The sequence below is a fragment of the Chryseobacterium sp. C2(2020) genome (assembly GCF_014218915.1).
Taxonomy (GTDB): Bacteria; Bacteroidota; Bacteroidia; order Flavobacteriales; family Weeksellaceae; genus Chryseobacterium; species Chryseobacterium mucoviscidosis.
Genome location: NZ_JACLCT010000045.1, coordinates 1 through 22,555 on the forward strand (window position 1 = coordinate 1; position 22,555 = coordinate 22,555).

The following is a 22,555-nucleotide window of genomic DNA, read 5'->3' on the forward strand; positions in this document are numbered from 1 at the left end:
AACGTTCTGCTTTCCCTCGGCTCCCCGGCCACGTGTACCCTTGCCTCGCTCGATTTCCTTACTGGCCACCGAAAAGTAACCCTCATCCAGTTCTATCATCCCTTCCAGTGTATACCTTGCATCCCGGTTGCCCATCGCCCTGCGGAGTTTGTGTACCATCGCCCATACCGGTTCGTAACGCTTCAATCCTAATTGCTTCTGGAGTTCGTTGGTGGAGAATCCCTTTTTTGTGCAACTCATCAGGAACATCGTTTTGTACCACACCAGAAACGGCAGCTTGGAGCTCTCCATGATCGTACCGCTGCGCAACGAGGTGCGGAAACGGCAACCTTTGCATTCATAACTCCATTTACCCTGTAACCAATAATGGGAAGTGCCCCCGCATCGCTTGCAGACAACCCCTTCCTTATCACGCTGCTCCTTGAAATGCAAACGACAATCTTCCTCCGAACCGAAATGAGCCGTAAAACTGAATATGTTCATAATCCCTGCTTTTTGAGCGCTAATATACTAAAAATATTAGGTGTGTTTGCGGAGAATCAGACATTTTTTTTATACAAAAGAAACAGAAAACAATGTTAAAGTTTTAAAGAGTTTTTTTAAAGAAAAGAAATTAGAAACGTATAAATGCAGTGAATCAAATTATACACTTTTTGCAAAGGAACTTAATGATTTGCTTTGTACAATATCTAAAAATGAGAACATAGATTTTAATATAACAGGTGGAACAAAGATTATGGCCCTAGCAGCGTACGATATGATGCAAGAAAGAAAAAGTAAAGCATATTATTTTAATCAGGACCTATCATATTACGAAGTACCAACGTTTACACTTAAAAATGTAAATAATTATATTACAGTAGTTGATTTTATAAAATTAAGTAATAACTCAATATCATCATCTAAATCTATTTTAGATTATAATGATTCTGAATTTAAGATGGCCAAAAGCATATTTAACTTTAGTAACACAAATTTTAAACAATTTAATCAAATTCAAAAATACTTTCGAACCCAATTTAATGATCCAGATAAAATACCACTAAAAGGAGATGAAGAGGTTAACGATAATCTCTTTGTGACGTGGGATAATGATATATTGGAGGTCAATGACTGTTCATCGTTACTTTTGGAAGTCACTGGTGATAACGTTAGAGATTTATTTTTTAAAGGCGGCTGGTGGGAATTGGTAACAGGTGATGCTGTTAGAGATTGGAGTATTCAGAAAGAAGTTATTACGAATGTTATTTTTCCTTTTAAAGGTGATAAATCTGAAAGTAAAAATGAAATTGATATTTTAGTTAACACTGGTCATAAATTGATATTTATTGAATGTAAATCGGGAATTATTAATCAGGCTGATTTAAATAAAATGAAAACAGTTAGAGAGATATACGGAGGGCGAATTGCTAAAAGTTTACTAGTAAGCAAATTCAAACCTACAGATGCAATTCTTGAAAAATGTAGTGATCTAGATATTGAAGTCTTTTACTATTATGACAAAGCTAAGAGAACCACCTCTCATATGAATTTAATACAAAAAAAATTGGATGAGATAAATAAAAAGTCTTCTCTTTGATCGATGAATGTATTTTAATTGGATAAATATTATATCTTTTTACAAATACATTACAATTAGGCTTAATTAGTATATTAAGCCTAATTGTAAAAAATCATTTTGATATAAAATTGTTAAGAACATTTCTCAAAACCACCATATCATCACTCACTTTCTTATCCAAAATCTTAGCATAGTGCTGCGTCGTTTTAATGTTTGTATGTCCAAGCATTTTACTCACACTTTCAATCGGAACACCGTTGGACAAGGTAACAGTAGTAGCAAACGTATGTCTTGCAATATGGAACGTCAAATCTTTATTGATGCCACATACGTTGGCAATTTCTTTGAGATATGAATTCATTTTCTGATTGCTTAGAACTGGAAACAAAACATCTGAATTGATACATTGCGGATGATTCTCATATTTTAAAACCAGCTCCTGAGCCACAGGCAATAACGGAACTCTTGTTGAGATATCGGTCTTTTGACGATGGGTAAAAATCCATTGGTCGCCATCAACACCAATATTGATGTTAGAGTTTGATAATTGCTTGACATCCACATAGGCCAATCCGGTATAGCAGCTGAAAATGAAGATATCCCGAACTTGGTTCAATCGGTCTGATGCAAATTTCTTTTCATAAATTATCTGAATTTCTTCCTTTGTAAGAAAAGGACGCTCCACAGCTTTTATCTTTGCTTTATAGCCCAGAAAAGGATCTTTGGTGATCCAGCCGTGCGCCATACACAAACGAATGATCTTTTTGAAATTTTTGAGGTATTTAACGGCTGTATTGTTTGCGCATTTTCTTACACTGCGGAGCCAGAAGTCATAATCACTTATAAAACCGTGATCGATTTGGGTGATGTCAATATCAGAAACTTTGTATTTCCAATTAATGAATTCCTGCGTATGTTTTAAAGAAGTTTTATAACGCTCCAATGTTCCTGGAGCAAAATCCTGACCGACCAAAGCTTCAACTTTGTCATTATGCTCCTGAAAGATGGGGATGAGCATTCTTTGCTCAATGTCAGTTCCAAGCAGTTTAGATTTTAAACCCTCTGCAGTTACAAAGTTTTCTTCTTTCAGCATCAGGTAGTGGAAATCGTAAACTTTCTGTTCTAATGTTTTAAGATAGAGATTCAGTGTTTTGGCTTCTTGCGAATTACCCAACGCCTTGTGTGCTTTAACATCCCATTTCTTCGGATCAATATACCTTTTAGCAGCAATATCTGCTGCCTTGCCGTCTATCGTAATTCGTAAGTAGATGGGAGCGGTTCCGTTTGTTCTGATCTTGTTCTTTTTGATAAAGAATAGCAGGTTGAATGTTTTGTTCATTGTGTGATAACTTTAATGGTTTAATAATTTACTTTTTGTTACCACTTTTTGCAAGATGTACAATCGTTAGACTGCCTATTGGTAAGGATTTCCTTGATTTTTCGTGACCCATTTTTGTGATTTTTTGAATGGGACACGAAATAGGACATATAAATCGTGACCTATTTTGATTTTTTTTGATACAGAGCCAAAACAAAAAACGCTGTAAACATTGATGTTTACAGCGTTTTAGCTTATTTTGGTTTCCCAACTGGCGGAGAGTGAGGGATTCGAACCCCCGGACCTGTTACAGTCAACAGTTTTCAAGACTGCCGCAATCGACCACTCTGCCAACTCTCCAGAAACTCCGATTATATCGTTGTTTTCAGTGGTGCAAATATAGAACTATTTTTATTTTCTGCAAAATAATTTTTAAGGTTTTTGTTGTAAAATTCAAAAACCGCTTTGTATCAGGAAGATAATTTTAAAAAAATTAAGGCAGCCATTTCTCCGTGATTTAAAAAAGAAAAGCTGCCTTAATAAACTAATTGTACGTAAAATTTTAATTCCGATATAAATACGGGAATGTATAGAATCTCTTATCTCAAAGCGATTGTTCTGTTAAATGTATTGCCGTTTTCCTCAATACTGATGATGTAGTGATCGGCGGTATTAGGATCAAGATCAAAAGTCATATCCAATTCACCATTTTCTGCTTCTTTTGTAGAAGAATAATAAGTAGTTCCGGCATAATCTGCCACGGAAACTCTTACCTTGTTCTTCAGATTTCCAATATGAAGTTTAACAATATGATCTGATACGCTGAATTCCGGTTTGCTGATGACGGCAAAAGGAATTTTTTCAATTTCAGCCTTGTTATCATCGCTAATCTTTATCTTATATTTTTCAATCTTTTGCTCAGATTCTGCAATAAGGTAATAAGTTCCTTCTGTTAAATCCTCCAGATTATAAGTCTTTATCACTGAATCTTCATTTTCAAGCCTTTCGGAATAAAGTTCGCCATAAGAATCATTGTAAATAACCAACGATATATTTTTGGCGTTGTTCACTTCAAAACGTATCGTTTTAGAAGTAGACGATGCGAAAGAAAGAGAAAAATCTTTGTCTTTAGCCATTGCGTTTGCAGAAACAAATAAAAAAGCTGCTGTAAAAACGGATTGAAATACTTTTTTCATATTGATAAGGTTTTTATTATCAGTTATTTATATTGCAAATTTAGATGCTTAGTAAACAGTATGCTACCATATAATTTTCATATTTATGTATTATTTTAACTCTAAATTTTATTTATAGATTAATATTTGTTAATTTTGTGTATGAATTTTAATTATTGGCTATGAAACATTCCCATCCGGCTTTTGAAGCCGTAAAACCCAATATCGGAAGCAGTTTTACAAGTCTTAAATTTCTTCGTAATGAAAATATAAAGTCTCATGTATGGCACTATCATCCTGAAATTGAACTCATTTTTGTTTGCGGAGGTTCCGGAAAAAGACAGATCGGAAGTAATATTTCTTACTTTTCCGACGGAGATCTTGTGCTTATGGGAAGTAATCTGCCGCACTGCGGAATGACGAATGAAAACACCAATAACGATTATGAAATGGTAATCCAGTTCAAGCCGGATTTTTTGGGAGAAAACTTCTTTGAACTTCCTGAAATGCAGAAAATTTCTGCCTTGCTGGAAAAGTCAAAAGCGGGAATTGTTTTTTCCGAAAACATCAAAAAACAAATAGGGCAGCAAATTGTTGTCATGCACGAATCCGCATCATTAGAAAAACTCATGAAATTTCTTGAGATTCTGGATGCTTTGGCTTCAACTTCAGATTACAGAATTCTGAACGCCGGGAAATACTACCTTCAGACACAGGTAGAAGACAACGAAAGAATCAATCTTATCTTTAATTATGTAAAAGATCATTTTAAAGAACAGATCACTTTAGAGCAGGTTGCGGATCTTGCCAATATGAGAGTGCCTTCTTTTTGCCGCTACTTTAAAAAAATCACTAATAAAACCTTCACACAGTTTGTCAACGAATACAGAATTACCCATTCGTTAAAGCTTCTTGCAGAACAACCCTTAAGCATTACGGAAGTCTGTTTTGAATCCGGCTTCAACAATTTCAGTTATTTCAATAAGACTTTCAAAGAATACATTCAGAAAAGTCCGTCACAATACAGAAAAGAATTTAATTTTTTAATTGAATGATGCTGAATCTCTATAAAAACAAAAGAAGTACTTAAGAACATAAGCCTTTAACTTATCATCTTAAGTACTTCTTTAAATATGAAGAGATTTTTGTTTTTACAAAATTATTTTAGCGGAATTTTCTGCCGGAATTTCCATACTGTTGAGAAGAACTTACACCGTGAAAATTATTGTAAGTATAATACAAGTCCTTAAAATAAATCTCGTTATCCATTTCGCTTTTTTCTGCAGCAAAAGGATTTTTTGGCATACTGAAAACTTCTTTTTGAGCAGATAATGCTTTTTGAACAGATTTTTTCACGCATTTACAATGTTGATGATCGTTTTTCTCATGCTCATGAAGCTCAACAATCTCTATCTCTGTGTTTTCTAAATTTCTGAACTTTTCAAAAGTTTTCAGATCCAGCGTAAATGCAGGTTCTCCGTGATAAAAATAATGATCAATAATATCAGGATGGTTATTATATTTCTGTTCAAGCGGGGCAGCGGAAGTATAGCCTTTGCATTGTGTGCATCGGGCAACTTGTATTTGTATCGACATATCTATGATTTTAAGTGTGTGCGTAGTCTATATCACAAGTTGTGCCATCATCTTTATTTTTTTTAACAAAATAATCACTTTTAAGAATAATATTCAGAAAATAAGCGATTTAAAAAAGTGAAATATCTTGAATAAAATACATAAAAAAATCCCCGACTTTCGGCGGGGATAAAAACTAATAACCATGAAAACTCAAATTAAACATGAGAAATTCGATGCAAATATAAGAACAATAAAACAAACCCACGCAATAAAACGTGGGTTAATTTTGAAAAATATATTTAAGTGAAAAAGTGTTACTATCCTGTATTCAAACACTGTGCCGTGAATAATTTTTATAAATTAAAATTTTAACTAAAAATGTGGTATGTGGTTAAAATTTTACTCTTAAATCGCTGAATTAAAGAAAGAAAAATTTTCAAAAATTTTTTGTGAAAAATTATAGATCATAAAATTTTTTTCTGCTATTGTGGTATGTGTTTTGATAATAGGTAAAAAATTCCTGTTTTTCGAAATATTGTGAGTATTTTTGAAGCTGAAGTAAATATAATTAATTATTGATTTTAAGTTTATATGATCTTAATTGTTGATGACAACCAAAGTAATCTCTATTCACTCAAAAAACTACTCGAATCCAAAAGTTTTCAGGTAGACACTGCAGAGTCTGGTGAAGAAGCGCTGATGAAGGCATTAAAAAATGATTACGCACTGATTATTTTGGATGTTCAAATGCCGGATATGGATGGCTTTGAAGTGGCGGAAACTTTAGCAGGATACAGTAAAACAAAGGAAGTACCTATTATTTTCCTTTCGGCTGTAAATACCGAGAAAAGATTTATCACACGCGGTTACGCTTCGGGAGGTAAAGATTATGTAACAAAACCGGTGGATCCGGAAATTCTGATGCTGAAAGTGAAAACTTTCTACAACCTGCAGGAACAGAATATTGCAATGAAAAAAACGCAGCAAAGTCTGGAGCTCGAAGTAAAAGGAAGAAGAGAATCTCAGGTAACCATGAAGTCGCAGATCGACCATTTTCACCTAATGCTCGAATCTCTTCCGCAGATTGCTTTTACCCTTAATGAAGACGGAATTGTAGATTTTGTAAATGGCAAATGGTACGATTATTCGCACTCTGAGAAAAATTTTCCCGAAACCCATCCCGATGATGAAAATATTCAGGAAGAATTTCAGCGATGCAGGAAAAAAGGAAAATCCCTGGAACTTGAAATCAGGATAAAAAATATTGAATCCGGCAATTTCCGATACCATCTCTTACGTGTAACTCCCGTATACGAGGAAGATACAATTAAAAACTGGGTAGGAACCTTTACAGATATAGACGATCAGAAAAAAGTAGAGAAAGAAAAGGATGAATTCCTGAGTATTGCAAGCCATGAACTCAAAACTCCTTTAACAAGTATTAAAGCTTACGTACAGTTACTGGAAAGAAAACTGAAGCTTGATAAAGAAAGTGCAGAAGCCGGCTTTCTGACCAAAGTACAGGATCAGATCGAAAAACTGAATACCTTAATTACAGACCTTCTTGACGTTTCCAAAATTGAAAACGGAAAACTGAAAATCACCAAAAAACCTGTAAATCTTGAAAACGTGATCAGCAACGCAATCGATACAATCGTACAGACGCACGAAAGCAGAGTAAAGATTAAACGCGACGGAATTAAACCTGATATTCTTATTCCGCTGGACGCAATCCGTATCGAGCAGGTTCTCATTAACTTTTTAACCAATGCCATAAAATATTCACCTCAGAACAATCAGGTGATTGTAACCACTTTTGTAGACGAAGAAGAGCAGGAAGTAAGAGTAAGCGTTACAGACTTCGGAATAGGAATTCCGGATTTTAAGCAGGAAGCTGTTTTCAATAAATTTTACCGTGTGGAAGAATCTTCACTCCAGTTTCAGGGAATGGGGATCGGTCTCTTTATCTGTTCCGAAATCATAAAACAGCACCACGGAAATATAGGCGTTTCCAGCAAAATAGATGAAGGATCTACATTTTATTTCACTTTACCTTTAAATTAATTTTCCATGCCGAAAAAAATTATAAGAAATCTTCAGTTCGGGATAGGATTTTCCATCCTGATCCTGATTGCAAGTTCACTGGCTTCCTACTTCAGCATTCAGAACCAGATGAACCACCGTGAAAGCGTTGGAAAAAGCAGACGCGTTGTAACGGCGGTAAAAGATATTCTGGTTGCGGTTCTTGATGCGGAAACCGGAAACAGAGGATATCAGCTTACCGGTCAGGAAGTTTTTCTGGAACCTTTTAAAAGAAGCATTTCAGAATATTCAAAGACATTTGAATATGCAAGAAGCCTGGAGATTACAGATCCAAACCAGAAAAGACTTCTGGATCTTCTGGAAAAAAATGTAGAGACCAATCTTGCCAATATGAAACTCTTTGTGGAAAACCGCAGAAGAGGTATCGTAATGACGCAGGAACAGATGGAAGACAGTAAGCAGTATATGGATCGATGCAGACAGATTGTAAAAGATTTCTCCGAATACGAAGAAAATCAGCTTGCTGTAAAAACCAAAGATCTTAATAAATCTTCACGCACAACTGTTTTCTTCATTATATTTTCTTCCATTGCCGCCATCATCGTTACCGCATTTTTCTATGTAAAACTAAGAGCAGATCTTATCCGAAGAGACAAACTTGAAAAAATGCTGAAAGCAAAAGATGAGGAAATGTCCAGAAGAGTAGTCGCAATCAAACAGATTGCCAACAGAATTGCCAACGGAGATTATAACCAGAGAGTCGTAGATACGGCTGAAGATGATCTCGGCGACTTGGTAGATTCTTTAAATAACATGACGGAATCTTTGAAATTGTCTTTTGATACTATTAATAAAAGTGACTGGAGACAGAAAGGTCTTGCCATTCTTAATGAATCTCTCGTAGGAAACAAATCGGTAAAAGACGTTGCCAAAGCATCTCTTCATCAGCTTATTGAATATGGAAACTGCATCAACGGATCAATTTATCTGTATGATGAAGGTTTACTAAAACTGAACATCGCTTTCGGACTGGAAAACAACATGAAAAAAGTTTTCGAGCCCGGAGAAGGAATGGTAGGTCAGACTTTCATCAGCGAAAAAACTCAGGTGTACAATAATCTTCATGAAGATGATTTTGTGGTAACCTTTGCAAGCAGCACCATCCAGATTTACGGAATTATGCTAATCCCGATTTTTGCAGACGGTTTCATTATCGGAGTTCTGGAATTAGGTTCAGCTACCAACTTTGAAAAAGACAGAGTCGATTATTTCGTAGAGTGCAGCAGAAATATAGGAATTGCTTTAAGCGCGGCAAAAGGTCGCGAAAAAGAACAGCAGTTGCTTGAAGAAACACAGGCACAGTCGGAAGAATTGCAGGTTCAGCATTCTGAGCTGGAAAATCTGAATACAGAACTGGAAGCTCAGACCCAGAAACTTCAGGCTTCAGAAGAAGAACTGAAAGTTCAGCAGGAAGAACTGATGCAGGCAAATGCCGAATTGGAAGAGCGTTCAAGACTATTGGAAGAAAAAAATCATCTGATTGCAGAGCGCAACACAGAAATCCAGAAAAAAGTGGAAGAACTGGCTTTAAGTACGAAATACAAATCTGAGTTCCTTGCAAATATGTCTCATGAGCTTCGTACACCGCTGAATTCAATTCTCCTTCTTTCAAGACTGATGGCTGAAAATCCGGATGAAAATCTTAACGAAGATCAGATAGAATCGGCTAAAGTAATACAAAGCTCAGGAAGCAGTTTATTAACCTTAATTGATGAAATTCTGGATCTTGCCAAAATTGAATCCGGAAAAATGACTCTGGAATATCAGGATGTTATTATCAATGATGTGGTAAAAGACTTAAAAGATCTTTTCAATCCTGTATTTCAGGAGAAAAATCTTCAGTTTAACATCAATATCGATGAATCTCTTGAAAAAAATATCGAAACCGACCGTTTAAGAGTAGATCAGGTTCTGAGAAACCTATTATCGAATGCGTTGAAATTTACCACAAAAGGAAGCATCGATTTAAACATTAAAAAAGATCCTAAAAAAGCAGATTTTATCATCTTTTCCGTAAAAGATACCGGAATCGGGATTGCAGAAGACAAACAGAAAATTATTTTTGAAGCCTTTCAGCAGGCAGACGGTTCCACAAGAAGAAAATTCGGAGGAACAGGTCTCGGACTATCGATCAGTCGTGAAATTGCCAGATTATTAGGCGGAGAACTTACCCTGAAAAGTAAAGTAGACGAAGGAAGCGAATTCAGTTTAAGCATTCCTTTAAAGGCAATTACTGAAACTCCTCAGGTTGAAAAAGATCAGAATCTCGTAGAAATCATCCGTGAAGATGTTGAAGAAATCCAGAATATTCTTGATGAAAAACAAACGGAAGAAAAAGAAACGGTAAATACCCTTCAGATTCCTGAAAATGTAGACGACGACAGAAATACCATTCAGGAAGGCGATAAAACCATTCTGATTATTGAAGATGATACCAATTTTGCCAAAGCATTGCTGAAATATGCTCATTTGCAGAACTATAAAGCTGTGATTGAAGTAAGAGGAGACCGTGGTCTGTCTGCAGCACTGGAATATCGTCCGCAGGCAATTCTGCTGGATGTTCAGCTTCCTGTAAAAGACGGATGGCAGGTAATGGATGATTTAAAATCCAATCCCGAAACAAAACACATTCCGGTACACATGATGTCCGCGCTTCACGTAAAGAATGAAAGCCTCATGAAAGGGGCGATTGATTTCATCAGCAAACCTGTTGCACTCGATCAGATGACCGATGTTTTCAGAAAGATTGAAGAAGCCCTTAAAAAAGGTCCGCAGAAAGTATTGATTGTAGAAGAAAACGCAAAACACGCGAGTGCATTGTCTTATTTCCTCAGCAACTTCAATATTTCGTTGTCAGTAGAAAATAACGTAGAAGACAGTGTGAAAGCTTTAACGGCAAATCATGTAGACTGTGTGATTCTGGACATTGGAGCTTCAAGAGGAAACGAATACGAAATTATAGAATCCATAAAAAGTTATGAAGGACTGGAGAATCTTCCGATCATCATCTTTACCGAAAGAAATCTGTCCAAATCCGAAGAACTGAAAATAAAGCAGTGTGCAGACTCCATCGTTGTAAAAACAGCACATTCTTACCAGAGAATTCTGGATGAAGTGGGATTGTTCCTGCATCTGGTGGAAGAGAAAAATAATTCCATTGAAAATGTAAGAAGCAAAACATTGGGATCGCTTACGGAAGTTTTAAGCGGTAAAAAAATACTCATTACCGATGATGATGTCCGAAATATTTTCTCCCTTACCAAAGCACTGGAAAAATACAAAGTAGAAGTTGTGGTTGCTATGGACGGAAACCATGCGATCCAGCAGATTAAAGAAAATCCTGATGTGGATGTGATCCTGATGGATATGATGATGCCCGAACTGGACGGTTACGAGGCAATCAAGGAAATCAGAAAAATGCCTAAGTTCAAAAGACTGCCGATTATTGCCATTACCGCAAAATCCATGATCGGAGAGCGTGAAAAATGCATCACGGCAGGAGCGTCAGATTATATCTCCAAACCGGTGGATATCGATCAGTTACTATCCTTACTTCGTGTTTGGTTATATGAAAGTTAAACAGCTAAAATTCTGATGAATAAAAAAATTCTTATCGTGGACGATGATCCGCGCAATATATTTGCTTTAAAGCTCACCCTGAAAGCCAGAGGATACCACATTGAAAGCAGTACAATGGCTCAGGAAGCCATTGAAGTTTTAAATAAAGACAACCATTTTGATGTAGTTTTAATGGACATGATGATGCCGGAAATGGATGGGTATGAAGCCATAAAGATGATAAAAAATACACCTTCTATCAGCAATATTCCCGTAATTGCAGTTACCGCGCAGGCAATGCCTGAAGACCGCCAGAAATGTCTGGATGCAGGAGCTGCAGACTATGTTTCAAAGCCGATAGATGTAGACCTTTTAATGAACGCTATAGAAAAATTATCGTAAATGCTGGAACCAAGTATTGTAAAAGATGAAGAAGTAGAATATCTTATTAAAGATGTCTACGATATGTACGGCTACGATTTCTCCGAGTACAGCCGCGCTTCCTTCAAGCGCAGGGTGAACCGTATATGCCTGATCGACAGATTTACAAGCTTTGCAGAGTTAAGATATACAATACTTAATGATCCGGAATACCTGAAAAGATTCATCGAAGAAATTACCGTGAATGTAACGGAAATGTTCCGCGATCCTCAGTTTTTTAAAGCATTACGGGAGAAAATTCTTCCGCAGTTGGGAACCTATCCGCTCATCAGAATCTGGGTGGCGGGATGTTCTACCGGAGAAGAAGCCTACTCAATGGCTATTTTGCTTAAAGAGGCAAATCTTTACCATAAATCTTTAATTTACGGCACAGATCTTAATCCTTCCGTTCTGGAAACAGCAAGAGCCGGGGTTTTTCCTTTACAGCAGATGAAGCTGTATTCCGAAAACTATATTTTATCGGGCGGGAAAAAGGATTTTTCAAATTATTATACGGCGAATTACGACAGTGTGAAATTTGATAAAAGCCTTCAGGAAAAACTGATCCTTTCTACCCATAATCTGGTTTCCGACAGTTCTTTCAACAGTTTTCAGCTCATTATATGCAGGAATGTTCTTATCTATTTCGATCGCGGTCTTCAGGAAAGAGTATTCCAACTTTTCGACAGCAGTCTGGAAAATTTAGGTTTTTTAGCTTTAGGTGCAAAAGAAACCCTTAGATTTTCTAAATTAGACAAAAATTATAATCAGGTGGATGATCAGAAGATATGGAAAAAAATAGATCACCAGTAAGCTGTTTTTATCATGAAGAAGAGTACAAATATCGAACTGATCGTTATCGGAGGTTCCGCAGGAAGCTTGCAGGTGATTCTGGAAATGATTAAAAAAATAAACGAAAAGCTGGATTTTGCCATTTTGCTGGTAGTTCACAGAAAAGCACATTCCAACAATATCCTGCAGACCTTACTGCAGCAGTTTTCGCCTGTGGAAGTTATTGAGATTGAAGACAAGACCGAAATTCAGAATAATAAAATTTACATTGCTCCGGCAGATTACCATTTATTATTCGAAAATAAAAACATCATGTCTCTGGACAGCTCGGAAAAGATGAACTATTCCCGTCCTTCCATAGATGTAACCTTTAAATCTGCGGCGGAAATTTATGGGGAAAGGATGATTGGTGTACTGCTTTCCGGAGCCAATGCAGATGGCGTGGAAGGTTTGGCATACATCAAAAAAAACAATGGAAAAGTCTGGATTCAGGATCCAGAAACCGCGGAAGTAGATTATATGCCGAAACAGGCTGTGGAAGAAATTAATTTTGATCTGATTATAAAGCCCGGTAATCTGGCAGAGTACATCAATCAGTTATAAAAATATAACCCCTAACTAAAGTTAAATAGATATGAGCAAGAAGAAAATTTTGATTTTTGATGATGATAAAACTATTTTGGAAGTCATCACCATCATTTTTGAAGAAAATGGTTATCAGGTCGAAATTTCGGAAACTTCACATGACATTTTGGAGAAAGTAGAGCAGTTCCAGCCGGATGTTATTCTTATGGATAACTGGATCCCGAAAATCGGTGGAGTGGAAGCAACAAGGCTTCTGAAAAATCATCAGGAATTTAAAAACATTCCCGTGATTTATGTAACGGCAAATAACGACATTGTAGCTCTGGCGCAGGAAGCTCAGGCGGATGATTATGTTGCCAAACCTTTCAATCTTGAAGATTTAGAAGATAAAGTTGCACAGTATCTGCAGTAATATTCGAAAAATTTAAAGTAATTCTCTCAAAAATAAAACTCCCTGTACAAAGCTGTACAGGGAGTTTTATTTAAACAATTTCCTGCATTTCCCTAGAATCGGTTTCAGGATAAATTTCAACTGTTTTCTGCATCTGTTCTGTTGTACAGACTCCGATATTTATTTCTGTGATTACAGAGGTCAAAACCATTTTTATATCGGGCTGCGAAAGAATTTTTTCCGAGAAAGTAGTGGCAATAATTGGTTTTTTGGAAACCAGATTTTCGGTAAATGTATATTCTCCTCTCAAATCAATTTCTGTATTGAATTGCTGCTTAATGACTAATCTTAAATACTTGTTTATTAAATCTTTATTGGCTAACAGGTTTTCCATCTTAAACGTGTTTGTAATACTATAATAATATTCATGCCATACTTTCATTTTAAATCTTAAAATTTTCTTAATCATCATTTAAAATATAAGAAATACCATAAAATAGTGCAACCGATTGAATCGTATTCATATCTGATAACTGATTCTGTATTTACGGCAAGTAATTTGTTGCACAAAATAAAATTTGCATAAGAAACACCAAACATTTGAAATATGAAAATAAGAACCTATCATGTACTGGTTGCTGCTTCGCTGATGATGGCAAGCTGTTCGGAAACCATCGAAGAAAATGGAGGGACTAATACACCATCGCTTCCTCCGGTAGAATCCAATGCTGCCAATACGAATTATCAGCCGGCTTTTGCAGGACAGACGAGAGCGAATGGTGCAAAAACTTCTACCCCTTACGTAAGTGAAGTCGTTACCTCATCACTAACTTCGCCGTGGGGAATTACATCCCTGCCGGACGGAAGACTTCTCGTAACCGAGAAAGCAGGAACCATGAGGATTATAAGCACTAACGGAACCGTAAGCAATGCCATTACAGGACTGCCTTCCGTAAATTCCGGAGGACAGGGTGGTTTACTTGGCGTTTGTGTAGATCCGCAGTTTACTTCCAACAGAATGGTATATTGGGTTTTCTCTGAAAATGTTTCAGGCGGAAATATAACTTCTGTGGCAAAAGGAAGACTCTCCAATTCAGAAACAACAATAGAGAATCCGACGGTAATTTACAGGGCAAATCCTTCTGCCAATGTCGGAAATCTTCATTACGGAGGAAGAATTGTTTTTGATAATACAGGAAATCTTTTTGTGAGTACGGGAGAACGTTCTGATCTTTCCACAAGACCTCTTGCCCAGTCTGCAACGGCAGCTTTAGGCAAAATCCTGAGAATTACAACTAGCGGTCAACCCGCACCCGGGAATCCTTCGTTTTCACAATCGGGGGCGTTGCCGGAATTATACAGCATCGGACACAGAAACCCTCAGGGAATTGCCATCCATCCTGTAACGGGAGAATTATGGCAGAGTGAGCACGGACCGAGAGGAGGGGATGAGATCAACAGGGTTTTAGGCGGCAAAAATTACGGCTGGCCTACCATCACTTACGGAATTGAATACAGCGGAGCCACCATCGGCGCAGGAATTCAGCAGCAGGCAGGAATGGAACAGCCGGTTTATTATTGGGATCCTGTAATTTCGCCAAGCGGAATCACTTTTTATAAAGGAAACACCATTCCGGAGTGGCAAAACAATCTTTTCGTAGCTTCCCTAAGCGGAATGCACATCGCAAGACTGGTTATGGAAAACAACAAAGTAATAGGCGAAGAAAGGCTGCTTTCATCCGAAAACCAGCGTTTCAGAGATATTACGCAGGGAACAGATAGTAATTTATATGCAGTGACGGACGGAGGCAAGCTCTACCGTATCCGTAAACAATAATTTCAAAGATTTTTAAGAATCAACGCCGGAAAAAGATATTTTATCTTTTTCCGGCTTTTTTTAAAGACTATATTTTCAGACTAAAAAAAGATAATGTAAAAGACTTTAACAAACTGGTCTTGTTCAAAACTTTTTAAATATGATGACTAAAATTAACGTGAGTTCAATTTAAAACCAATACAAATTATCAATAGGAATGGGCTTTAGCCCATTTAAATAGTTTTGAGAAATAAAATGGCTTTAGCCAAAACTTAAAGTGAAATAAAAATTTCAGAGATTTAAAACCGTCATTATCATTAGCTGAGTTTCACGCCCTTGCGCTCGAAAAATATTCTCATAAATTTCAAAGAAAAACTCAGCGAACTTAGCGTTTTCAAAAAAGAACGTTAAGTGTTGTGATTAAAATTAACGTGAGTTCAATTCAAAACCAATACAAATTATCAGTAGGAATGGGCTTTAGCCCATTTTAATATTTCCATGAAATAAATTGGCTTTAGCCAAAACTTAAAGTGAAATAAAAATTTCAGAGATTTAAAAACCATGATTATAATTAGCTGAGTTTACGCCGTTGCGCTCGGAAAAATATTCTCATAAATTTCAAAGTAACCTCAGCGAACTTAGCGTTTTCAAAAAAGAAACCATAACAATCTCTGCTCAACATCTATTAAACCTCTATCAACACGTCTTTTAATATTCCTATGAGGTTATCCATCGATCCCGATACGTTATTCAATCATCTGGATAGGTTACGGAAAGACTCGTAGACGTATTTTACTCTTCCGGAATGGTCTTTCACATCTTCGTATCGATATAAAACGTGTCGCGAGATATAAGTCACGTATCATGAGGAATTCAAGACCTCAACGGACTTATTAAAAACCTCAACGGACATGTTGATTAACGCATCCAAACCATTATTTAACATCTTCGAAAGAGTAGAGAACGTATCCGAAACCATACAAAACGTATCCCAATAGGTTCAGAACATACAATTTGACGTTGGGAACGTGAAAATTAGAGTAAATTAGAAGTTTAATAGCAACCATCGCAACTACGAAAAATATTCATTAAATACGGTCTTGTCTTAAGGTACAAAGATTTTATCTGCGATAAAATTAAGTATCAATTTTTATTGAAAATCTTCGATTTTCTTGCGCCTTAAAGATTTGAGACGAATAAAAATCCTGCGTCTTTGCGTTTTCCAAAAAAAATATTTTTGTTTTAAAAAAGTTGAAATAAATTCAATAAAAAAAACGGACAATGAAAATTAATCCATCGTCCGTACTAAAATTTAACATTAAAATTATTTTCCGCCGCCGCCGTTTTTCTCAACATCGGTTTTGGTATTTTCTTTTACTTTCTGGTTTCCGAAACGTTTTACAAATGAAATAGATGCTCCGTACCAGTCCCATTTTGAAGCATTTCGGAAAGTTCCTCCCTGCACAAAAGTGGTGGCATCGTAATTCGGTCTCTGAAAAATATTCATGAGCTGAAGGCTGACTTCCATCTGGGTTTTCGGGAATATCTTCGTGGCTGAAATATTATGAAAGACGTTTGCTTTGTTCGTCGTGGAATTTCCGTTGTTCTGATTAGACACTTCTACCCATGCGCTCAGATTGATATTTTTATTAAACAGATTCGTGTACGTAAGGTTCGTAGAAGCACTCAGATAGCTGATGTAGTTATTCGCATTTTCCAAACCGTTTTTCCTGTTAAAATCGCTGTTGTCAATATAATACCATCCCAATCCGAGATTCACCGTAAATTTATTTTTGAAGAAAGTCTGGTTCGTATTGGCAAAAACGTAATATTTATGCACTTTCCCGAAAAAGTTGGAGGGCTGCGTAATGGTGATATTTTGAGGATTTCCGTTGATGTCATTAATGGTTTCCGTTACATAATTGGTCCAGTAATCCTGATCGGTAAACATATATCTCGCAGAGATAAAGTATTTTTTATGAATGCCTAACTTCATATAAACCCTGTCGCTTGGGTTGGGTTCCAGATCGATGCTTCCACGGCTGTAGAATCCGTCGCTGTTCGGGATCATAAACGGATTGAATTCCGCATACCATGGTCTCCAGATATTTTTGTTATACGTTAAACTTAAATCATAATTGTCTGAAAAAGAATATTTCAATAAAATATTGGGCAGCAGTTTTCCGTAAGAATCTCTTCTCGAAGTTCCTGCATTATCCTGACGTATTTTATAATCGATGTATTCATAACGGAGTCCGATTCTGGTTTCCAGTTTTTTGAAGAATGTTTTGCTGTAGTTGGCGTACAGGGAACTGATGTTGTCTTCATAGTGGAAAACATCTCCGGAACTGAGCCCCGTAAGCATATTTCCATATAAGCTGTTTGGGATCACATTATTATTGAAATCGATCTTTCCACCAACTTCAAAATTTCCGCCTTCTTTTCCGATAGGCTGCGTGTAATCTAGTTTCAGGTAATAATTTCTGTTTTCGGTATCTGTGAGAACTCCTATTTCCTGTTTTTCATCCGGTTTGGATTTGTACATCATATTTTTTAAAAAATAATCGTCACTCGACTGTCCGTAATAATTGGAACCTAAATTAATGTCAAGGATTTTATTCTTTTCCTTATCATACCATTTATAAAAAATATTGGAGCCGAAATTTCTGTTAAGTCCCGTAGAATTTTGGTTCTGAAGATAAGAATTTTCGAATAGTCCGTTAACATTTCTCAATCCATCTGCATCGGTATTGGAAGAAGAGTTGCTTTGGTAATATTCAAGAATTACACCTACTGTATTTTTATTATTCAGTTCAAATTCTGAAGTGGAGGAAAGGGAAGGACTTTTGTATCTTCCTATGGTTTTAGAATTTCTGTAAGTTTCAGAATTTTCAGCATCCACTTTATAAAGACTGGAATTGCTCTGTACGTTGGTATTGTCGCTGTAGCTTCCGATGAAGGTCTGTGTAAAGCTTTTACGGTGATAATTTAAATTCAGGTTGGTATACTGAGAGTTTTTGGTGTTCTGCCTGTTGTTTAAGGTAACACTTCCTTTAACTCCTTCATCATCACGCTTTTTCAATACAATATTGATGACAGAACCTGTTGCTTCATATCGCGAAGACGGACTTGTAATCACTTCAATCTTCATCAGGTTGTCTGCCGGAATCGTTTTCAGGTATTCTTTCAGTTCCTTTCCTGTAAAAACAGACTTCCTGTCGTTGATGTAAACGGTTACGGTTTCTCCTTCAGCTTTTATGGCATCATTGTTATCAATACTTACCAGCGGAGTCATTCTCAAGACGTCCCAAGTCGTGTTTCCTGCAAGAATAGAGCTGTTGGAAACATTAAAAACGGTTCTGTCTACTTTGGATTCAATGGTCGGTTTTCTTACCGTTACGGTAACTCCTTCAATAGCCTTCTCCTTAGATTTTAGAGTATCCTTTTCAGCCTGTGCAAATGTAAATATGCCTGCTAAAAAGGCAATCGGTATCAAAATATTTTTCATGTAAAAAAACTATGTTTCCTACATAAGACACTTAAAAGGGAATATTTGTTACATCACATCGTATTAATTCTATAATAAATTTTTAAAGGCTGAAACGTCAGTTGTTTACAGGAAACAAAAAAAGCTATCCGGAAAGTACAGATAGCTTTTATTTTAATTTTTTACTGAATAACAGCGGTTCTTGTTCTTACAGTATGTGCTGAAAAATAGCCCAAAGCGCCGTTGCTGATGTTGCTTGGCGGATTGGCGGGAGTAATTCCTCCGCCGGGACCGCTTCCTGAAAGCTGTAGAAGTGCAGAATAATAGGTATACACTTTATCATCAATACACTGCATTTCTACATGGATCACATCTCCTGCAACCACTTTGATATCATTTGCGTTGCTGTCGTCGTTGGGAAGCAGAAGAGGTCTCTGATTCGGTAATCCGTTGTTCACATTATCTGAAAATTCGGAGAAGAATTTTTTCGGATTGCTGTTTACTGTATAGACAAAAAGATAACGGTTTCCTAAACTTGCCGGATCTGTGAAAAGCGGCAGAAGTGTATAGCTCGTCTGTCCTGCCACAAGGAAAGAATCCTGCTCCAGACCGTCAAAAGAAACAGTCTGTGGCATTGTACTCTGCGCGGTATACTGTTTTCCTTCTGCGTTAATGGTTAACGTATAAATTCTTCCGGGCTGTCCCACAAAGGTGGACGTTTTGTAATTTCCGTTTCCGGCATACTGAAGCGTTTCCGTCTGTCCGGTATTGTCACTCAGAATGACCTGCGCATTCGTTACTGCGGGATATTGGTTCGCTTGTGTAAAGGCAACAGATTTTGTAATCTTTACAAAGTAAGGTCCAGCCTGATCGGTAATGTTTCCTTCAATAACAATCTGTCCGCTCTGATCTTCGAGATCAAGATCTATTTCTTTTTCGCAGGAAGTGACTAAAAATAAAGACAGTATGATTAAAAATATATTTTTCATGAATTAAAATTTGAAATTATACGTAATGTTTGGAACCCATCTGAACAGGGCAGTCTGCATTGCACGTGTTGTTCCCGGCTTATCCGGATTGTCTTCAAAAGTGATGGTGTAAGCATTTTCTCTGCCGTAAATATTATAAATTCCGAAAGACCATGATCCTTTAAAGCGTTTGTTGTTTACAGGTTCGTACGTTGCATTAAAATCCAGTCTGTGGTAAGCAGGCATTCTGTCTGCATTTCTGCTGCTGTACTGGAAAACCGTCTGTCCGTTCAGTTCATACTTTCCGGTCGGGAACGTAACTGCATTTCCGGTGCTGTACACAAAAAGTCCTGAAAAAGTCCATTTCGGATTCAGCTGATAAGTGGCAACAACTGAAAGATCGTGCGTTTTATCCTGTCTTGCGTTGTACCATTCATTATTATTGATGCCGTCGATTTTTCTCTCCGTTTTAGATAAGGTATAGGAAATCCATCCCGTTAATCTTCCGCTTTTCTTTTTGGCGATGATTTCAAATCCGTAGGCTCTTCCTTTTCCGAACAGCAGTTCGCTTTCCACGTCTGCTGCAGTGTCGAAAGTAATTTGAGCTCCATTTTTATAATCGATCTGGTTCTGAAGAGACTTATAATAGATTTCAGCATTGATTTCATAATTATTGTTGCTGAAATTTCTGCTGTAGCCTAAGCTTACCTGATCTGCAATTTCAGGTTTTACCGTAAAGCTGCTTCCAATCCACTGATCCGTAGGATTTCCGCTTCCGCTGTTGCTTAAAAGGTGTAAATTCTGAGTATTTCTGGAATAGCCTCCTTTAATGCTGCTTACTTCGTTAATCCTGTAGTTTGCCGTAATTCTCGGTTCTACATTAACATATGTTTTTCCGAATTTTCCTTTTTCAACAAATTCAGAATCTGTAAGAACTCCGTTTTCATAGGTGTTAAACACATCACCTCCCAAAACGCTGAACAGGGAAAGTCTGGCTCCGTAGTTGATCGTCAGTTTTTCGGTAGCTTTAAAATCATCATTAATATAGAAAGCATTTTCCCACGAATATCTCGGATTTCTTGGATAGCTGCTCACACTTGTTCCGGAAGCACTGCTTGGTGTAATCGTATGATAAATAGACTGCAAACCAAACTTCACCGAATGCTTATTTCCCGCAAACCATGAAAAATCCTGCTTCAGGTTCCAGTCTTCAATCTTGGAACTCAATCCGAAAGTATTATTATTGCTGCTTAAGCTTACATTATAATTGTAGTTGCTGTAAATTAATGAAGTATTGGAGAATAGTTTGCTGCTGATGATGCTGTTCCATCGCAGGGTAGCCGTCGTATTTCCCCAGTCGCTTGAAAAAGTATCGCCCAATCCCAAAACATCACGCCCGAAATAGCCGGATAAATACAAACGGTTGTTTTCATTGATCTGATAATTGGCCTTTAAATTCAGATCATAAAAATATAATTTGCTGTCTTTGAAATCGTCTGTTGCTTTTAGAAAAACATCGGCATAGGTTCTTCTTCCCGAAACAATGAAAGAAGATCTTTCCTTCTGAATAGGACCTTCCACGCTCAGTCGGCTGCTGATTAATCCCAATCCTCCGTTTACATTGTATTCTTTGTTGTTTCCGTCCTTCATTTTGACGTCCAGAACCGAAGAAAGTCTTCCTCCGTATTGGGCAGGACTGTTTCCTTTGATGATGCTTGCATCTTTCAGCGCATCACTGTTAAACGTACTGAAAAATCCGAGCAAATGAGACGCGTTATAAACTGCCGCTTCATCCAGCAAAATAAGGTTTTGATCTGTCGCACCGCCTCTTACACTGAATCCGCTGTTTCCTTCGCCGTTGCTTTTGATTCCGGGAAGAAGCTGTATGGTTTTCAGAACATCTTTTTCTCCAAACAGAACCGGAAGCTTTTCAATATTTTTAATGCTTAAGGTTTCGGTTCCCATCTGTGCAGAAGTGAGATTTTTATCTTTTTTCACGCCGGAAATCACTACCTCATCAATTTTTCCGGTTCTTTCTTCCGCTTCGTTTTCTCCGGAACTCAGTTCCAGATCCTGCTTGATGTTATCTTCTACGGTAATACTTTTCGTAAAATCCTTAAAACCCGGATTAGAGATCATCAAAGTATAATTTCCTTTGGGAAGAGAAAGCGAGTAGAAGCCGTAATCGTTGGCAACAACTGCAATGGTAGGATCTTCAGCAACTTTCACCGTAACGCCAATCAGAAGCTCTCCGTTTTTCTTATCTTTCACAGTACCGCTCACAGAATATTTCTGTTGGGCAAAAACTGCCGTACTGAAACAAATTGCTGCTGCGGTAGTGGCAATTTTAAATGATAATGTCTGCATGTAAGTTTGTTTATTATTTGAATAATTCGTTAAATATAAATTATTACATCTCCTGTATGTGAAGAGAGTATAAAATTAATGCTTTAATCTGAACTTTGGCAACGTTCGGGAAAAGTTCATGTGAAAAACGGATTTTAAAGATTTTTATTGGCTTAAAATTTTTAAGAAAACATGATTTTTTTGAAATTTAAATAAAATGGTTTAGACTTTTAAGTTGTTTAAAGTAAAAATTTTAAATGTAGAGTTTGAACTTTTTAAAATAAAAATAGTCTTATTGGAAAACGCAAACGCGCAGGATTTTTATTAGTCTCAAATCTTTGTACCTTAAGACAATACCGTATTTAATGAATATTTTTCGTCGTTGCTATGATTATTGCTATTAAGGTAAACAAGTTTGTTTTGTAGATGAATTTAAAGTATTCTAAAAAACAATTAA

Annotated in this window: 16 protein-coding genes, 1 tRNA gene and 1 pseudogene; 9 read left to right on the top strand and 9 right to left on the bottom strand. The window is 36.8% G+C overall.

All coding sequences use genetic code 11. From position 1 onward, the window contains the following. A pseudogene (locus H6W52_RS18555) lies at positions 1-483 on the bottom strand (IS1595-like element ISBbi1 family transposase); the annotation flags it as partial. A 46-nt stretch (positions 484-529) separates the two neighbouring features. On the opposite strand from H6W52_RS18555, the gene H6W52_RS18560 reads away from it, so the two are divergent. Continuing rightward, the gene (locus tag H6W52_RS18560) at positions 530-1,579 is read left to right on the top strand and encodes a Card1-like endonuclease domain-containing protein (protein ID WP_185216889.1); all 1,050 of its coding nucleotides are present in this window, start codon (positions 530-532) and stop codon (positions 1,577-1,579) included. A 94-nt stretch (positions 1,580-1,673) separates the two neighbouring features. Here the strand turns inward: H6W52_RS18560 and H6W52_RS18565 are convergent, their stop codons facing one another. The 3 genes from H6W52_RS18565 to H6W52_RS18575 all read right to left on the bottom strand — a co-directional run bounded on the left by H6W52_RS18565 (position 1,674) and on the right by H6W52_RS18575 (position 4,075). Then, positions 1,674-2,900, bottom strand: coding sequence for a site-specific integrase (locus tag H6W52_RS18565; RefSeq protein ID WP_116099710.1), 1,227 nt, complete (start codon positions 2,898-2,900; stop codon positions 1,674-1,676). 251 nt (positions 2,901-3,151) lie between these two features. Further along, positions 3,152-3,239 (bottom strand) — tRNA-Ser (locus H6W52_RS18570). 239 nt (positions 3,240-3,478) lie between these two features. Continuing rightward, positions 3,479-4,075: a hypothetical protein gene (locus H6W52_RS18575; RefSeq protein ID WP_116099709.1), complete on the bottom strand. Its 597-nt coding sequence runs from the start codon at positions 4,073-4,075 to the stop codon at positions 3,479-3,481. Between the two features lie 161 nt (positions 4,076-4,236). Between H6W52_RS18575 and H6W52_RS18580 the strand changes: the two genes are divergently transcribed. Continuing rightward, positions 4,237-5,109, top strand: coding sequence for an AraC family transcriptional regulator (locus H6W52_RS18580; RefSeq protein ID WP_116099708.1), 873 nt, complete (start codon positions 4,237-4,239; stop codon positions 5,107-5,109). A 109-nt stretch (positions 5,110-5,218) separates the two neighbouring features. Here H6W52_RS18580 and H6W52_RS18585 read toward each other — a convergent pair whose 3' ends face one another. Beyond that, entirely contained in the window at positions 5,219-5,650 is a 432-nt protein-coding gene (locus H6W52_RS18585; protein ID WP_116099707.1) for a hypothetical protein, read from the bottom strand. Between the two features lie 573 nt (positions 5,651-6,223). Between H6W52_RS18585 and H6W52_RS18590 the strand changes: the two genes are divergently transcribed. From H6W52_RS18590 to H6W52_RS18615, 6 genes are read left to right on the top strand one after another with little or no spacing between them, the layout of a single operon-like run. Beyond that, positions 6,224-7,696, top strand: a complete 1,473-nt coding sequence (locus H6W52_RS18590) for an ATP-binding protein (RefSeq protein ID WP_116099706.1) — start codon at positions 6,224-6,226, stop codon at positions 7,694-7,696. 6 nt (positions 7,697-7,702) lie between these two features. Then, positions 7,703-11,314, top strand: coding sequence for a response regulator (locus H6W52_RS18595; protein WP_116099705.1), 3,612 nt, complete (start codon positions 7,703-7,705; stop codon positions 11,312-11,314). A 15-nt stretch (positions 11,315-11,329) separates the two neighbouring features. After that, on the top strand, positions 11,330-11,695 hold the full coding sequence (locus tag H6W52_RS18600) for a response regulator (RefSeq protein WP_076390456.1): 366 nt from the start codon (positions 11,330-11,332) through the stop codon (positions 11,693-11,695). Beyond that, positions 11,696-12,526: a CheR family methyltransferase gene (locus H6W52_RS18605; protein ID WP_116099704.1), complete on the top strand. Its 831-nt coding sequence runs from the start codon at positions 11,696-11,698 to the stop codon at positions 12,524-12,526. Positions 12,527-12,538: 12 nt separating this feature from the next. Then, complete coding sequence (locus tag H6W52_RS18610) at positions 12,539-13,108, top strand: chemotaxis protein CheB (protein ID WP_116099703.1); 570 nt, start codon at positions 12,539-12,541, stop codon at positions 13,106-13,108. 31 nt (positions 13,109-13,139) lie between these two features. Then, entirely contained in the window at positions 13,140-13,502 is a 363-nt protein-coding gene (locus tag H6W52_RS18615; protein WP_116099702.1) for a response regulator, read from the top strand. Between the two features lie 70 nt (positions 13,503-13,572). Here H6W52_RS18615 and H6W52_RS18620 read toward each other — a convergent pair whose 3' ends face one another. Further along, positions 13,573-13,875 (bottom strand): hypothetical protein, encoded by a 303-nt coding sequence (locus H6W52_RS18620; RefSeq protein WP_123892016.1) that lies wholly within the window; start codon positions 13,873-13,875, stop codon positions 13,573-13,575. 213 nt (positions 13,876-14,088) lie between these two features. Here H6W52_RS18620 and H6W52_RS18625 point away from each other — a divergent pair, with 213 nt between their 5' ends. Next, the gene (locus H6W52_RS18625) at positions 14,089-15,318 is read left to right on the top strand and encodes a PQQ-dependent sugar dehydrogenase (protein WP_116099700.1); all 1,230 of its coding nucleotides are present in this window, start codon (positions 14,089-14,091) and stop codon (positions 15,316-15,318) included. Positions 15,319-16,621: 1,303 nt separating this feature from the next. Here the strand turns inward: H6W52_RS18625 and H6W52_RS18630 are convergent. The 3 genes from H6W52_RS18630 to H6W52_RS18640 form a co-directional block, all read right to left on the bottom strand. Next, positions 16,622-18,805, bottom strand: a complete 2,184-nt coding sequence (locus H6W52_RS18630; protein ID WP_116099699.1) for an outer membrane beta-barrel protein — start codon at positions 18,803-18,805, stop codon at positions 16,622-16,624. Between the two features lie 161 nt (positions 18,806-18,966). Beyond that, the gene (locus tag H6W52_RS18635) at positions 18,967-19,773 is read right to left on the bottom strand and encodes a DUF4249 domain-containing protein (protein WP_116099698.1); all 807 of its coding nucleotides are present in this window, start codon (positions 19,771-19,773) and stop codon (positions 18,967-18,969) included. A gap of 3 nt (positions 19,774-19,776) precedes the next feature. Further along, on the bottom strand, positions 19,777-22,119 hold the full coding sequence (locus H6W52_RS18640; RefSeq protein WP_116099697.1) for a TonB-dependent receptor: 2,343 nt from the start codon (positions 22,117-22,119) through the stop codon (positions 19,777-19,779). Positions 22,120-22,555: the final 436 nt, after the last annotated feature.